Annotated in this window: 16 protein-coding genes; 7 read left to right on the top strand and 9 right to left on the bottom strand. The window is 71.7% G+C overall.

The window, feature by feature from the left end:
- Position 1: 1 nt before the first annotated feature.
- Both O7607_RS09335 and O7607_RS09330 read right to left on the bottom strand, forming a co-directional pair.
- Complete coding sequence (locus O7607_RS09335; protein WP_269702448.1) at positions 2–289, bottom strand: hypothetical protein; 288 nt, start codon at positions 287–289, stop codon at positions 2–4.
- A 42-nt stretch (positions 290–331) separates the two neighbouring features.
- Positions 332–1,156: an SDR family NAD(P)-dependent oxidoreductase gene (locus O7607_RS09330; protein ID WP_269702447.1), complete on the bottom strand. Its 825-nt coding sequence runs from the start codon at positions 1,154–1,156 to the stop codon at positions 332–334.
- A gap of 124 nt (positions 1,157–1,280) precedes the next feature.
- Between O7607_RS09330 and O7607_RS09325 the strand changes: the two genes are divergently transcribed.
- Entirely contained in the window at positions 1,281–2,237 is a 957-nt protein-coding gene (locus tag O7607_RS09325) for an HpcH/HpaI aldolase/citrate lyase family protein (protein ID WP_269702446.1), read from the top strand.
- Between the two features lie 42 nt (positions 2,238–2,279).
- Here O7607_RS09325 and O7607_RS09320 read toward each other — a convergent pair whose 3' ends face one another.
- Positions 2,280–2,843 (bottom strand): DUF4190 domain-containing protein, encoded by a 564-nt coding sequence (locus O7607_RS09320; protein ID WP_269702445.1) that lies wholly within the window; start codon positions 2,841–2,843, stop codon positions 2,280–2,282.
- 116 nt (positions 2,844–2,959) lie between these two features.
- Between O7607_RS09320 and O7607_RS09315 the strand changes: the two genes are divergently transcribed.
- Complete coding sequence (locus O7607_RS09315) at positions 2,960–3,850, top strand: SDR family NAD(P)-dependent oxidoreductase (RefSeq protein WP_433494935.1); 891 nt, start codon at positions 2,960–2,962, stop codon at positions 3,848–3,850.
- Between the two features lie 3 nt (positions 3,851–3,853).
- On the opposite strand, the gene O7607_RS09310 is transcribed toward O7607_RS09315, so the two are convergent.
- The gene (locus tag O7607_RS09310) at positions 3,854–4,255 is read right to left on the bottom strand and encodes a DUF4190 domain-containing protein (protein ID WP_269702443.1); all 402 of its coding nucleotides are present in this window, start codon (positions 4,253–4,255) and stop codon (positions 3,854–3,856) included.
- Positions 4,256–4,427: 172 nt separating this feature from the next.
- Between O7607_RS09310 and O7607_RS09305 the strand changes: the two genes are divergently transcribed.
- Positions 4,428–5,624: an acyl-CoA dehydrogenase family protein gene (locus O7607_RS09305; protein WP_269702442.1), complete on the top strand. Its 1,197-nt coding sequence runs from the start codon at positions 4,428–4,430 to the stop codon at positions 5,622–5,624.
- Positions 5,625–5,634: 10 nt separating this feature from the next.
- Here O7607_RS09305 and O7607_RS09300 read toward each other — a convergent pair whose 3' ends face one another.
- Both O7607_RS09300 and O7607_RS09295 read right to left on the bottom strand, forming a co-directional pair.
- The gene (locus O7607_RS09300) at positions 5,635–6,042 is read right to left on the bottom strand and encodes a CoA-binding protein (protein ID WP_113972090.1); all 408 of its coding nucleotides are present in this window, start codon (positions 6,040–6,042) and stop codon (positions 5,635–5,637) included.
- A 37-nt stretch (positions 6,043–6,079) separates the two neighbouring features.
- The gene (locus O7607_RS09295; protein ID WP_269706931.1) at positions 6,080–8,113 is read right to left on the bottom strand and encodes an intein-containing Rv2578c family radical SAM protein; all 2,034 of its coding nucleotides are present in this window, start codon (positions 8,111–8,113) and stop codon (positions 6,080–6,082) included.
- 91 nt (positions 8,114–8,204) lie between these two features.
- Here O7607_RS09295 and O7607_RS09290 point away from each other — a divergent pair, with 91 nt between their 5' ends.
- Complete coding sequence (locus tag O7607_RS09290; RefSeq protein WP_269702439.1) at positions 8,205–8,624, top strand: thiol-disulfide oxidoreductase DCC family protein; 420 nt, start codon at positions 8,205–8,207, stop codon at positions 8,622–8,624.
- Positions 8,625–8,642: 18 nt separating this feature from the next.
- On the opposite strand, the gene O7607_RS09285 is transcribed toward O7607_RS09290, so the two are convergent.
- From O7607_RS09285 to trxA, 3 genes are all read right to left on the bottom strand, one after another.
- The gene (locus O7607_RS09285) at positions 8,643–9,539 is read right to left on the bottom strand and encodes an HTTM domain-containing protein (RefSeq protein ID WP_269702437.1); all 897 of its coding nucleotides are present in this window, start codon (positions 9,537–9,539) and stop codon (positions 8,643–8,645) included.
- Positions 9,536–9,976 (bottom strand): hypothetical protein, encoded by a 441-nt coding sequence (locus tag O7607_RS09280; RefSeq protein ID WP_269702436.1) that lies wholly within the window; start codon positions 9,974–9,976, stop codon positions 9,536–9,538. Before O7607_RS09280 ends, O7607_RS09285 begins: the two co-directional genes overlap by 4 nt.
- A gap of 140 nt (positions 9,977–10,116) precedes the next feature.
- Positions 10,117–10,479, bottom strand: coding sequence for a thioredoxin (gene trxA, locus O7607_RS09275; protein ID WP_269702434.1), 363 nt, complete (start codon positions 10,477–10,479; stop codon positions 10,117–10,119).
- A gap of 548 nt (positions 10,480–11,027) precedes the next feature.
- On the opposite strand from trxA, the gene O7607_RS09270 reads away from it, so the two are divergent.
- The 3 genes from O7607_RS09270 (at position 11,028) to O7607_RS09260 (ending at position 12,791) form a co-directional block, all read left to right on the top strand.
- The gene (locus O7607_RS09270) at positions 11,028–11,543 is read left to right on the top strand and encodes a MaoC family dehydratase (RefSeq protein WP_013283894.1); all 516 of its coding nucleotides are present in this window, start codon (positions 11,028–11,030) and stop codon (positions 11,541–11,543) included.
- A 97-nt stretch (positions 11,544–11,640) separates the two neighbouring features.
- Positions 11,641–12,132, top strand: a complete 492-nt coding sequence (locus tag O7607_RS09265; protein ID WP_269702432.1) for a hypothetical protein — start codon at positions 11,641–11,643, stop codon at positions 12,130–12,132.
- A 35-nt stretch (positions 12,133–12,167) separates the two neighbouring features.
- Positions 12,168–12,791 carry a TrmH family RNA methyltransferase gene (locus O7607_RS09260; RefSeq protein WP_269702431.1) on the top strand — a complete coding sequence of 208 codons (624 nt, stop codon included), beginning with the start codon at positions 12,168–12,170 and terminating at the stop codon, positions 12,789–12,791.
- The last annotated feature ends 18 nt before the right edge of the window (positions 12,792–12,809 follow it).

Here is a 12,809-nt window from a genome sequence, read left to right as displayed (position 1 = left end):
CTCAGACGTCGCGTACCTCCAGCACCCGGGTGGCGGGTGCGGCGTCGCCCAGCTCGGCGCGCAACGCGACGCGTTCCGGGTCGACGAGGAACGCGTCCAGCCCGGCGCGGGCGGCGAACCGGATGACGTGCACCTCGGTCTCTCCGTCCCCGGTGCGCAGCCGGCGTTCCAACCGGCCGCCGTGCCGGCCGAGCAGCGCCAGCACCGCGTCCTCGTACCGCCGTCCGGCGTCCGCGTCGGCGCTCAGGTCGACGAGCGCAACCAGCAGGACCTCGTTTCCCGTCGTCATGGCGTCGAGTGTCCCAGCGGACCGGCGGTCGTGGTGACCCGCTCAGGCGTCGACGCCGACGGCCTTCGCGCTGGCCGTCCAGAGCCGGGCGGCCAGCGCCGGGTCGGCCGCCTTGGCCCGGGACCGGTGCGGCTTGCGGTCCGCGTAGTAGCCGCCGTCGGTCAGCCGGGACGGATCCTGGCAGGCCAGCCACACCAGCGTCTCCGCGCCCTTCTCCGGGCTGCGGAACGGCAGCAGCCGCATGCCGAGCGCCACGATCCGGCTCTCGTTGCCGAAGCGGGTCCGCACCACGCCGGGATGGAAGGCGTGCGCCGGCACCTCCGGCCAGCGCCGGGCCGCCTCGGCGGTGAACAGGATGTTCGCCTGCTTGCTGGTGCCGTACGCGCGGAACGGCCGGTACGAGCGCAGCGCGGAGTTGAGGTCGTCCGGGTCGAGCACGCCGCTGCGGTGGGCGTCCGAGGCGGTGACCACCATCCGCCCGATCCGGTCTCGCAGCAGGTTGCTGAGCAGGAACGGGGCGAGGTGGTTGGCCTGCATGCTCAGCTCGAAACCGTCGACCGTGGTGATCGGTTCCAGCACGATCGCGCCCGCGTTGTTGGCGAGCACGTCGATCCGGTCGTACCGCTCGCGCAGCCGCTCGGCGAGCCCGCGCACGTCGTCGAGCACCGCGAAGTCGGCGCGGAACAGCTCCGGCTGCTCGCCGCAGCACTCGCGGACCCGCTCGCCCGCGGCGCGCAGCCGGGCCGGGTCGCGGCCGACCAGCACCACCTGGTCGCCGCGGCGCGCCAGCTCCTCCGCGGCGGCCAGGCCGATGCCGGAGCTCGCCCCGGTCAGCACCACGATCCGACGCTCAGTGAGATCTTCCACAGGTCCATTCACCCCGGTCACGGCACGAGGTTACCGTGGCGTCACCACGCCCTTTGGGATCGTTAAGTTCTCGAAATCCACCGCTGCGCCGGCACCCGCGCCGGACGCTGGAAGGAGCGCATCCATGACCGCTGTCGGTCGTCCCCGCCGATCCTGCCTGGCGGTGCCCGGCTCCAGCGTCAAAATGCTCGGCAAGGCCCAGGGCCTTCCCGCCGACCAGGTCTTCCTGGACCTGGAGGACGCGGTCGCCCCGCTGGCCAAGCCGGACGCGCGCAAGAACATCGTGGCCGCGCTCAACGAGGGCGACTGGACGGGCAAGACCCGCGTGGTCCGGGTGAACGACCTGACCACGCCGTGGACCTACCGGGACGTCATCGAGGTGGTCGAGGGCGCCGGGGCGAACCTGGACTGCATCATGCTGCCGAAGGTGCAGAACGCCGAGCAGGTGCACTGGCTGGACCTGCTGCTCACCCAGATCGAGAAGACGCTCGGCCTGGAGGTGGGCCGGATCGGCATCGAGGCGCAGATCGAGAACGCGGCCGGGCTGGTGAACGTGGACGCCATCGCCGGCGCCTCGCCCCGGGTCGAGACGATCATCTTCGGCCCGGCCGACTTCATGGCCTCGATCAACATGAAGTCGCTGGTGGTCGGCGCGCTGATCCCGGACTACCCGGGTGACCCGTACCACTACATCCTGATGCGCATCCTGATGGCCGCGCGGATGCACGACAAGCAGGCCATCGACGGTCCGTTCCTGCAGATCCGGGACGTGGACGCGTTCCGCGAGGTGGCCAAGCGCTCGGCGGCGCTGGGCTTCGACGGCAAGTGGGTGCTGCACCCCGGCCAGATCGACGCCGCCAACGAGGTCTACTCCCCGGCGCAGGCCGACTACGACCACGCCGAGCTGATCCTCGACGCGTACGACTACTACACCTCGGAGGCGGGCGGAAAGCTCGGCGCGGTGATGCTCGGCGACGAGATGATCGACGAGGCGTCCCGCAAGATGGCGCTGGTGATCGCCGCGAAGGGCCGGGCCGCCGGCATGGCCCGTACGTCCTCGTTCACCCCGCCCTCGGAGTGACCGGCCCGGGCCGCCCCGAGTTCGCGGGGCGGCCCGCCGAGTTCAGTAGTTCGTGCTGCCGTAGCCGGACGAGTCCTGGTTGGCCGCCCAGATGATGAGGATCACGAAGGCGGCGGTGGCCAGCACGGCCAGCGCGGTGGAGATCCAGCCGACGATGATGCCCGCGGTGGCGAATCCCTCGCCGCCCTCGCCGCGTTCCCTGATCTGCTTACGGGACACGTGGCCGAGGATCGCGCCCACCAGGCCGATGTAGCCGCCGAGGCCGTAACCGCAGAGGCCGAGCGCCCCGATGATCGAGACGATCATCGCGCCGATGGCCAGGCCGTTCTGCTTCGGTCCGGGCGCGTACCCGTATCCGGGGTAACCAGCCGGGGACGGGTACCCGCCGGGCTGCGGATAGGCGCCCGGCGGGTAACCGGCCGCCGCGTACGGGTCGGCGGACTTCATGCCGGCGTACGGGTCGGGAGACGCGTACGGGTCCGCCGAGGTGGGCTGGGTCGGGATGGGGTTGCCGGCCATCGGCGTCATCGGGTCGGCCGGCGGGCTCGACTGCTGTCCGGCCGCCAACGGGTCCTGCCAGCCACCGGACGGTGGGGGATAGGTCATCTGATCATCTCCAGGTACGTGGTCGCGCTCAGGGTAGCCACCCGGCGCGCGACACGGACGTCCCCTTTCCGGCCAGCGCGTTGCCCGTGCGCTCGGCACCGGGCAGGATCCTCGGCATGGCACTTGACGCGCGTGGGGGTCGGTCGCGACGGGACATGAGCCGGCCGGGGTCGGTGCGGCGCCCGCGCGGCGGCGAGCCGGTCGGCCCCGCCGACTCCGAACGGCCGGCGCCGCTGCCGGAACCGGCCACCATGCGCCTGGACGGCCGGGTCGCGCTGGTGACCGGCGCGGGCAGCCCGGACGGCATCGGGTACGCGACCGCGCGCCGGCTGTCCGACCTGGGCGCCCGGGTGGCGATCGTGTCCACCACCCGGCGTATCCACGAACGCGCGGGCGAGCTGGGCGTCACCGGTTTCGTCGCCGACCTCACCGACGAGTCGGAGGTGGGCGCGCTCGCCGACGCGGTGGCCGAGCAGCTCGGCGACGTAGAGGTGCTGGTGAACAACGCGGGCCTGGCCAGCCGGGCCAGCCCGGAGGTGCTGCGGCCGGTGGCCCAGCTGACGTACGACGAGTGGCGTGGCGAGATCGACCGCAACCTGACCACCGCGTTCCTGTGCAGCCGGGCGTTCATCGGCGGCATGGCCGAGCGGGGCTGGGGCCGGATCGTCAACCTGGCCGCCACCGCCGGGCCGGTCAACGCGCTGCCCACCGAGGCGGCCTACGCGGCGGCGAAGGCCGGCGTGGTCGGGCTGACCCGGGCGCTGGCGATGGAGATGATCGCCGACGGGGTGACCGTGAACGCGGTGGCGCCCGGCATCATCCACACGGCGGCGTCCACGATGGCGGAGATCAAGCAGGGCCTCGGTACGCCGGTCGGGCGTCCCGGCACGCCGGACGAGGTGGCCGCGGCGATCGCGTTCCTCTGCTCGCCGGCCGCCTCGTACATCACCGGGCAGATGCTCGTGGTCGACGGCGGCAACAGCGTCCGGGAGGCGCAGTTCCGCTGACCGTCAGTAGGTGCTGGTGTCGGAGTTGGCCCAGAACGCCAGCCCGATCCAGCCGCAGCAGACCAGGATGCCGATCACGGTGAAGATGTAGCTGAGGATCAGGCCCCAGTTGGCGAGCTGGTCGCCGTCCTCGCCGGTCTGCCGGATCTGCCGCTTCGCCAGGTGGCCGCAGACGATGCCGGCGGGCGCGAAGACGAACGCGAAGACGAGCGACAGGATGGCGAGCACGTTCGTGCCACGGGGTCCCGGCCCCTGGCCGGGCGGCCCGTACTGGCCGTAGGGCGGCTGCGGCGCGTACGGCGGCTGCTGGCCCCACTGCGGGTGCTGCTGGCCGTACTGCGGCTGCCCGTACGGCTGGCCGTGCGACGGCGGCTCGTACGGCGACGGTGGCTGCTCGTCGGTCACCAGCGCCCCTTCCCCCAGGTCAACGGCCCTCTTACTTGCGGACGCTACCCGCAGCGGTGAACCTTTTCACAGCGGTTGTGTGGACTGGTCACCTTGGCGGGGCCGGTCCCGGGGCCGATACTGACCGAGCGTTCAGTTACCCATGAGTAAGGCGCCGACCCCGGAGGCTGAGATGGCCCGACTCGCCCAGACACCCGGACTGACCGACGTGCAGCGGTCGATCCTGGAAACCGTCCGGGAGTTCGCAGACAAGGAGATCATCCCGCACGCGCAGCGGCTGGAGCACGCCGACGAGTACCCGAGCGACATCCTCGACGGCATGCGTGAGATGGGGCTGTTCGGCCTCACCATCGACGAGGAGTACGGCGGCCTGGGCGAGTCCCTGCTGACCTACGCCCTCGTGGTCGAGGAGCTGTCCCGGGGCTGGATGTCGATCTCCGGCATCGTCAACACCCACTTCATCGTGGCGTACCTGATCTCCCAGCACGGCTCGGCCGACCAGAAGGCCCGGCTGCTGCCCCGGATGGCCACCGGTGAGGTGCGCGGCGCGTTCTCGATGTCGGAGCCCGAGTGCGGCTCGGACGTCTCGGCGATCAAGTCGAAGGCCGTCCGCGACGGCGACAACTACGTCCTCAACGGCCAGAAGATGTGGCTGACGAACGGCGCGTACTCGTCGGTGGTGGCCACCCTGGTCAAGACCGACACCGGGGCCGACTCGGTCTACGGCAACATGAGCACCTTCCTGCTGGAGAAGGAGCCCGGCTTCGGTGAGACCGCGCCCGGCCTCACCATCCCCGGCAAGATCGACAAGATGGGCTACAAGGGCGTCGAGACCACCGAGATGGTGCTCGACGGCGTGACGGTGCCCGCCTCCGCCGTGCTCGGCGGCGAGGACAAGGTCGGCCGTGGCTTCTACCAGATGATGGACGGCATCGAGGTCGGCCGGGTCAACGTGGCCGCCCGCGCCTGCGGCATCTCGATCCGGGCGTTCGAGCTGGCCGTCGCGTACGCCCAGCAGCGCCACACCTTCGGCCAGCCGCTCGCCAAGCACCAGGCCGTCGCGTTCAAGCTCGCCGAGATGGGTACGAAGATCGAGGCCGCGCACGCGCTCATGGTCAACGCGGCCCGGCTCAAGGACGCCGGCCAGCGCAACGACGTCGAGGCCGGCATGGCGAAGCTGCTCGCGTCCGAGTACTGCGCCGAGGTGGTCCAGGAGGCGTTCCGGATCCACGGCGGCTACGGCTACTCCAAGGAGTACGAGATCGAGCGCCTGATGCGCGAGGCGCCGTTCCTGCTGATCGGCGAGGGCACCTCGGAGATCCAGAAGACGATCATCTCGCGCGGCCTGCTCAAGCAGTACAAGCAGTAGCGCGAACCGGTCAGGCGCGCCGGGTCAGTCCGGCGGCGGCCCGCTCCACGATGAGGCACCTGTCCTCGACGTAGTCGAGGCCGGCCTCCTCGGCGATCCGGCGCGCCTCGTCCGAGAAGATCCCGAGCTGCAACCACACCGCCGGGGCGCCGATCGCCACCGCCTGCCGGACCACGTCGACCGCGTCGCGGGCCGGGCGGAACACGTCGACCAGGTCGACCGGGTGCGGGATGTCGGCGAGCGTCGGGTACGCCTTCTCGCCGAACAACTCGTCCACCGTCGGGTTGACCGGGATGATCCGCCAGCCGTGCCGCTGCATCTCCAGCGGTACGCGGTGTGCGGCCTTGCCCGGATCACGGGAGGCGCCCACGACGGCGATCACGGCGGAGTCGGCGAGGATCTGCTGAGCGGAACGCATTCCCCGAGACTAGCCCCGCCGGTGCGGGTTCCCCCCGCTAGAGCAGGGAGAGCTGCTCGGCGGCCGGGGCGGGCGGCGGCGTCTCCGGTAGCCGGCGATTGTCGCCGGTCTCGCCCCGGTGCAGCCCGTGCCGGCGTGCCGCCATCCGTACCCGCGCTGTCACCTCCCGCTGGTACGCCTGCGGCGCGTACGAGCCGGCCTGGTAGAGCTGCCGGTAGCGGGGGACCAGGTGGGGGAACTCCCGGGCCAGCCAGCGCGCGTACCACTCACGGGCGCCGGGCCGCAGGTGCAGCGGCAGCGGCGTCACGCTCGCCGCTCCGGAGGCGGCGACGGCCGCGACTGTGGCGTCGATCGACTCCTCGTCGTCGCTGAGACCGGGCAGGATCGGCGCCATCAGCACGCCGACGGAGAATCCGGCGTCGGTGAGCCGGCGGACCGCGTCCAGGCGGCGGCGCGGACTCGGCGTACCCGGCTCGGCCGCACGCCAGAGTGTCTCGTCCACGAACCCCACCGAGTACGACAGCCCGACCCGTGTCACCTCGGCCGCCTGACGCAACAGCGGCAGGTCGCGCAGCAGCAGGGTGCCCTTGGTCAGGATGGAGAACGGGTTCGCGAAGTCGCGCAGCGCCTCGATGATCGGCGGCATCAGGCGGTAGCGGCCCTCGGCCCGCTGGTAACAGTCCACGTTGGTGCCCATGGCGACATGCGCGCCGCGCCAGCGTGGGGCGGCCAGCTCACGGCGGACCAGCTCGCCTGCGTTGACCTTGACGATCACCTTGCGGTCGAAGTCCGCGCCCGGGTCGAGGTCGAGATAGGTGTGTGTATTGCGGGCGAAGCAGTTGTGGCTGACCACGCCGTTGGCGATGAAGTCGCCGGTGCCCGTGGTGATGTCCCACAGCGGAAGGTCGAGGCCGAGATCCTCGACGGCGGTCACCTGGAGTCGCGCCGCGCACTTGAGCGCCATGCCCTCGATCGAGCGCCGGGCCGTGACGGCCGGGTCGGTGAGGTGGAAGAAGCGCAGCCGCTCGGGCAGCCCGCCGGTCAGCCGGAGCTGACGCGCCGCGCCCCGTGCACCCGGCACGTCGAGCGCCCACGTGAAACCGAAACGGTCCAGCGCCCCGGCGGCGCGGGCCTGGCTCTCGTCGTCGGCGACGCCGATCCGGAACACGCCCCGGTGGCACGTCCCGGTGGCGTCGAACATGCCGGCCAGGTAGCCGAGCGCCCAGAGGTCAGTCGTCTCGTCGGGTGGCTCGAACAACCCGGTGACCACCTCGGCCGGGCCGGCTGTGCGTACCACAGTGGTCGTCGCCCGGCGGCCGACCCGGGCGACGGTGGCCCGCTCGACGGTGACCCCCGCGTCGGTCAGGTAGCGCTCGGCCCGGTCCAGCGCCTCGGACTCGGCGGTGGCCAGCCGGAACCGGGCGCCGGCCCGGTCGTCGTCGCGGATCAGGGCGTGCAGGTAACCCATGCGGTAGTCGGCCGAGCGCTTCGGCGCCACCGCGAACCGGCCGGTGCCCAGCAGACGGTTGCGGGTGGTCAGGTGGGGACGGCGCCCGCCGCCGCGCATGGTGCCGGTGACGTGCTTCCAGCCGCGTTCGGTCAGGAACCGGTGGTCGCCGCTGGCGACGAGCGTGGTGCCGTCGGCCAGCGTGACCCGGTGGGCCCGCTTCACAGTGGACCACTTGTCGAGCACGGTGGTGACGACGTAGTGGCGGTAGGCGCCGCGCCGCGCGGTGCCGTAGATGCGGTCGCCGGGCTCCAGCTCGCTGATCGCCTTGGTGCGGCCGTCGGCCATCAGGATCGGGGTGTCGCCGCCCAGGCAGTAGACGCAGGCGTGCGAGCAACCTCGGTAGGGGTTGATCGTCCACTCGAACGGCACCCGTGACTCGCCGGGCACCCGGTTGATGATCGACTTGGCGTGGACCTCGTAGAAGGTCATGCCGGCGAAGTCCGGCGTGTCGAAGGTGCGGGTGACGGCGCCGGGCAGCGCCAGCGGCAGGGGTGGAGCCGCCGGCGCCGCCCGATCGGGAGTCCCCTCGTCCGGGGGAGCGGAGAGGTTGTCCCAGCGCATGGACCTCATTCGAACATGTGTACGAACAAAGCGCAAGTGACGCTCCGGACACCGCGCGCCGCCGCGCCCGGGACGGGTGCAGGATGGTGGCATGAAGACGTCGACCTTCGTCTACGACGGCGACTGCGCCTTCTGCACCAGTTGCGCGCAGTTCATCGAGCGTCGCATCCCGACCGGCGCCCGGGTGGTGCCGTGGCAGTTCGCCGACCTGGCGGCGCTGGGCCTGACGGAGGCCGAGTGCGAGGAGGCGGTCCAGTGGGTGGGCGCCGACGGCTCCCGCGCCGCCGGGCCGGACGCCATCGCCCGGCTGCTCGGCGACAGCGGGCCGCTCTGGCGGTTCGCCGGGGCCGGGCTGCGCCTCCCGCCGGTCCGCGCGGCGGCCTGGCCCGCGTACCGCTGGGTGGCCCGCAACCGGCACCGCATGCCGGGCGGCACCGCCGCCTGCGCGTTGCCCCAGGAGGCCCGGGAACGGCTGTACGGGCCGACCGGCCGTCCGGGGCCGACCGCCTGAGCGGCTGCGTGCCGGTGCTCAGGCGGTTGAGGACGGGGCCGGCGCGGAAGAGAGCGGTGCCGTCGCCGGCGACGTGGGCGCGGCGGGCGGCGGGCGGCCGAGCAGGCGCCTGACGAACACCACCGGGCGGACCTTCTCCAGCGCCAGGAAACTGGTCATCGCCACCAGGTGCGGCGCGAACGAGATGGTGATCGTCGCGATGGTCACCAGGTGGAACGAGTAGAAGAAGCCGACGGTCGTCGTCCGCCACCGCGACGGCAGCACGAACACCAGCGGGCTGAGCAACTCGAACGCGAGGATGCCGAACTGCGCCACGATCAGCAGGTGCGGCACCTGCGCGATCAGGTCGGCGAGGTCGGTGCCGCGCCGGATGATCGCCCGGGCCAGCACCGAGCCGTTCGCCCAGTCCCATCCGCCGAAGCGGAACTTGGCCCAGGCAGCGAGGAAGTACGTGCAGATGACCGAGATCTGGGTGACCCGTAGCGCCCAGCCGCCAGCCTCGGTACGGGTCGGATCGCCGTGCCGGGCGCGGCCGGCGGTGGGCAGCACGGCCAGCGCCACCAGGAGCGCGAACCGGTCGTGGTCGACCTTGCCGTAGCTCATCGCCACGATCATCCACTCGAAGTACAGCGCGAAGACCGTCCAGCCGAGCAGCCGGTGCGCCCGGCCGGTGGCGGCGAGCAGCGCGGTGACCAGCAGCGCCCAGAACACCACGCCGACCAGGGCGGGGGTGGGGGTGGGCAGCGGGAGCAGCCGCCCGACGAGCAGCGGCTGGTAGAGGTCGCCGGGTACGTCGACCCGGGTGCGTACCCAGGGGGTGAAGATCACCAGGTCGGCGGCGACGAAGAGGTAGACCAGGGTGCGGAAGGCGGCGATCCGGCCGCGCGGGACCGCCTCGGTCAGCCAGGCGGTCATCCGCCGGTCTCCCAGCGCACGGCTGTCTCGTCGGTCCACTTGCCGGTCGGGCGGCCGCCCTGGATGTCGAACCAGCGGATGACGATGCGCACCTCGACCAGGTCGGGGGCGCCGGGGTGGCGTTCGGCGTACGCGTCGGCGACGGTCCGCAGCAGGCTCGGGTCGGCGGCGTACCGGCCCTGCTGGCCCTCGATCTCGGCGCGGCGGATGCCGGTAGCCTCCTGGCCGAGCGGGACCACCGCGCCGGTGCGGTCCACGCCCTCGACCCGGGTGTCCGGGGCGGGCGCGTTCGGTGGGTCGGAGGTGGAGTACATCCGGAACGGCCCGAACGGGAAGTCGTCGTCGGTGCCGCGCACGGTGCCCAGGAGCAGCAGCGCCAGGCCGAGCAGGGTGACCCCTACTCGGACCGCGCGCCCGCGGGCGGTCAAGGTCTCCATCGCGTGGTGACGATACGGGAGTGAAGCGGCCGAAAGTGTCCCTCAGTCGGCCATTCCTCACTGTCCGTCCCGCCGGTCCGGCGGGCGCGAGAACGCCGCCGGCCGGTCCCGGGTGGGATCGGCCGGCGGCGTGTGGAACGTCAGTGGTTGTGCTCGGCCAGCTTCTTGCGGACGTCGTCCATGTCCAGCGCCTGGACCTGCTCGATGAGGTTCTCCAGCGCCGACTCTGGCAGCGCGCCCGGCTGGGCGAAGACGATCACGCCGTCACGGATTGCCATGATCGTCGGGATGGAGCTGATGTTGAACTTCACCGCCAGCTCCTGCTGCGCCTCGGTGTCGACCTTGCCGAAGGCGATGTCCGGGTGCTTCTCCGAGGAGCGCTCGTAGACCGGGGCGAAGCGCTTGCACGGGCCGCACCAGTCCGCCCAGAAGTCGAGCAGGACGATCCCGTCGCGCCCGGTCACCTCGTCAAAGTTGGCCGTGGTCAGCTCAACCGTTGCCATTTGCTCTCTCCGATCACCGCGGATTGTCGTACGTCCGGTGGAACCAGGGTCGGTCCGTCCGAATTCCCGCCGTGCGGGTGACGAAACGCTGAGCGCCCGGATGGTGACCCTGGGCACATCGAACACCATCTGTTCCCTCCGCCCGTGCGGAACGCAAATGCACGCCGCACTTGCGTGACGGGACGTGATGGGAGCGTTTCCAAGGAGATCACGCTCAGTTGCGGCTACGTATCGGTAACTTTGGCCTTGACGAGCATCTATCCTGCCTGCGGAGATCGCTTACCGACCTCGCGTCGATTACTCTGAGTAGTGTTACGAAAAGATAAATGTGACCTCCGTCTCTGTTGGCGGCGGGTGGTCGTACGGCAGAATTCTTCGCATCAGAGCGTGGGCGGCGGGTGCCGGGGAGGGCCCCGCCGCTCATTGCGTCCAGACCTCGGTGGACCCCCGGTGTGACATTTCCGCCGGGCGAACGCCCCGCTCCTCGCCTTAACAAGCGATAAGGCATGCTGTGCCGAACTCCATCGCCGCCCGTGAAGGGGACAAGGATGCAGTTCGGCCGCTACTACGAGGAGTTCGAGGTCGGCGCGGTCTACCGGCACTGGCCGGGCAAGACGGTCACCGAGTACGACGACCACCTCTTCTGCCTGCTCACCATGAACCACCACCCGCTGCACATGGACGCGCACTACGCCGAGTCCGCCTCGCAGTTCAAGCGCAACGTGGTGGTCGGCAACTACATCTACTCGCTGCTGCTGGGCATGTCCGTACCGGACGTCAGCGGCAAGGCGATCGCCAACCTGGAGATCGAGTCGCTGCGCCACGTCGCGCCGACCTTCCACGGCGACACCATCTACGGCGAGACGACGGTGCTGGACAAGCGGGAGTCGGCCTCGAAGCCCGACCGTGGCGTGGTGGCGGTCGAGACCCGCGGCTACAACCAGGACGGCACGCTCGTCTGCGTGTTCCGCCGCAAGGTCATGGTCCCCAAGAAGGAGTACGCGGCCGCCGCCGTACCGGACGGCGTCGACCCGGAGCGTCCCAGCTTCCCCGAGCCGCGCTGACCCCGCGTCTCCCCGGCTCACCGGGCCTCGTTCTCCGTTCGGCGGGGACGGGGCCCGGACCTCGTCCGGGGGCTTATGCTCGGGCTGGAGGTTGCCGATGAGCCACTCCGTAGCCGGAGAGCCGCCTTCCGCCGGCCGCCGCGCCGCGCCGCTCACCACCGCCGCCTACTCCGCGGCGGAGTGGGACCTGCTGACCGACCTGCCGGGCCGCGTCCTCGTCGCCGCCGCCTCAGCCGGTCCCGGTCGTCCGCCGCGCGGCGTCGCCGCCGGCCTGGCCGGGCTGGACGCGGTGGCCGCCGGGCGGGCCTTCGACAGCGATCTCGTCCGCGCGGTGGTGGCCGCGATCTACGCCCGCCACGACGGCGCCGCCGAGCGGGACGAGCGCCTGACCGACCTGGTCGACCTGCTGGCCGCCGCCAGGGCCGCGGTACGGGTGCTGCGCCGCCGCGCCGATCCGGCCGACTCGGCGGCGTACCGGCAGTGGGTGGAGTCGGTCGCCGCCCGGGTGTGCCGGACCGGGGAGACCGTGCCGAGCCCCGCCGACACGCGTTTCCTCGACCGGCTGAGCGGCGCGCTCGACCTGCGCTGACCGATGACGCCGCCGGGCCGTACCCTCTGCAGACCGTGACCGACGACCAGCTCGACGTGGGTGTGGGGCCGTGGCCCGGTGACCCGCCGGACGACCCGCGCTACGACCCGGAGCTGCTCGCGACCGGGGACCGGCGCAACGTGGTGGACCGCTACCGCTACTGGCGGCGCGAGGCGGTGGTGGCCGACCTGGACCGGCGCCGGCACGACTTCCACGTGGCGATCGAGAACTGGCAGCACGACTTCAACATCGGCACCGTGGTCCGCAACGCCAACGCCTTCCTCGCCGCCGAGGTGCACATCGTCGGACGGCGGCGGTGGAACCGGCGGGGCGCCATGGTGACCGACCGCTACCAGCACGTCCGGCACCACGCCACGATCGAGGAGTTCGTCGCGTGGGCGCGCGACGAGCGGCTGCCGGTGGTCGGCATCGACAACCTGCCCGGCTCCCGGCCGATGGAGACGGCGGTGCTGCCGCGCCGCTGCGTGCTCCTGTTCGGGCAGGAGGGGCCGGGGCTGTCGCCGGTGGCCCGCTCGGCCTGTGACGCGCTGTTCTCCATCGCCCAGTACGGCTCGACCCGCTCCATCAACGCGGGCGTGGCCAGCGGCATCGCGATGCACGCCTGGATCCGGTCGTACGCCGGCCCGCCGCCCGACTGAACTCGGCGTGGTTCCACC

It is taken from the genome of Micromonospora sp. WMMA1949 (assembly GCF_027460145.1).
Taxonomy (GTDB): domain Bacteria; phylum Actinomycetota; class Actinomycetes; order Mycobacteriales; family Micromonosporaceae; genus Micromonospora.
Note: the sequence above shows the minus strand (reverse complement) of the source record. Positions and strands in the feature narration are given on the sequence as shown.

Coding starts and splice junctions, on each gene's coding strand:
- O7607_RS09325 (WP_269702446.1), top strand. CDS start 1,281: ATGACCGCTGTCGGTCGTCCCCGCCGATCCTGCCTGGCGGTGCCCGGC.
- O7607_RS09320 (WP_269702445.1), bottom strand. CDS start 2,843: ATGACCTATCCCCCACCGTCCGGTGGCTGGCAGGACCCGTTGGCGGCC.
- O7607_RS09270 (WP_013283894.1), top strand. CDS start 11,028: ATGCAGTTCGGCCGCTACTACGAGGAGTTCGAGGTCGGCGCGGTCTAC.
- O7607_RS09290 (WP_269702439.1), top strand. CDS start 8,205: ATGAAGACGTCGACCTTCGTCTACGACGGCGACTGCGCCTTCTGCACC.
- trxA (WP_269702434.1), bottom strand. CDS start 10,479: ATGGCAACGGTTGAGCTGACCACGGCCAACTTTGACGAGGTGACCGGG.
- O7607_RS09315 (WP_433494935.1), top strand. CDS start 2,960: ATGGCACTTGACGCGCGTGGGGGTCGGTCGCGACGGGACATGAGCCGG.
- O7607_RS09280 (WP_269702436.1), bottom strand. CDS start 9,976: ATGGAGACCTTGACCGCCCGCGGGCGCGCGGTCCGAGTAGGGGTCACC.
- O7607_RS09285 (WP_269702437.1), bottom strand. CDS start 9,539: ATGACCGCCTGGCTGACCGAGGCGGTCCCGCGCGGCCGGATCGCCGCC.
- O7607_RS09265 (WP_269702432.1), top strand. CDS start 11,641: ATGAGCCACTCCGTAGCCGGAGAGCCGCCTTCCGCCGGCCGCCGCGCC.
- O7607_RS09305 (WP_269702442.1), top strand. CDS start 4,428: ATGGCCCGACTCGCCCAGACACCCGGACTGACCGACGTGCAGCGGTCG.
- O7607_RS09295 (WP_269706931.1), bottom strand. CDS start 8,113: ATGCGCTGGGACAACCTCTCCGCTCCCCCGGACGAGGGGACTCCCGAT.
- O7607_RS09300 (WP_113972090.1), bottom strand. CDS start 6,042: ATGCGTTCCGCTCAGCAGATCCTCGCCGACTCCGCCGTGATCGCCGTC.
- O7607_RS09335 (WP_269702448.1), bottom strand. CDS start 289: ATGACGACGGGAAACGAGGTCCTGCTGGTTGCGCTCGTCGACCTGAGC.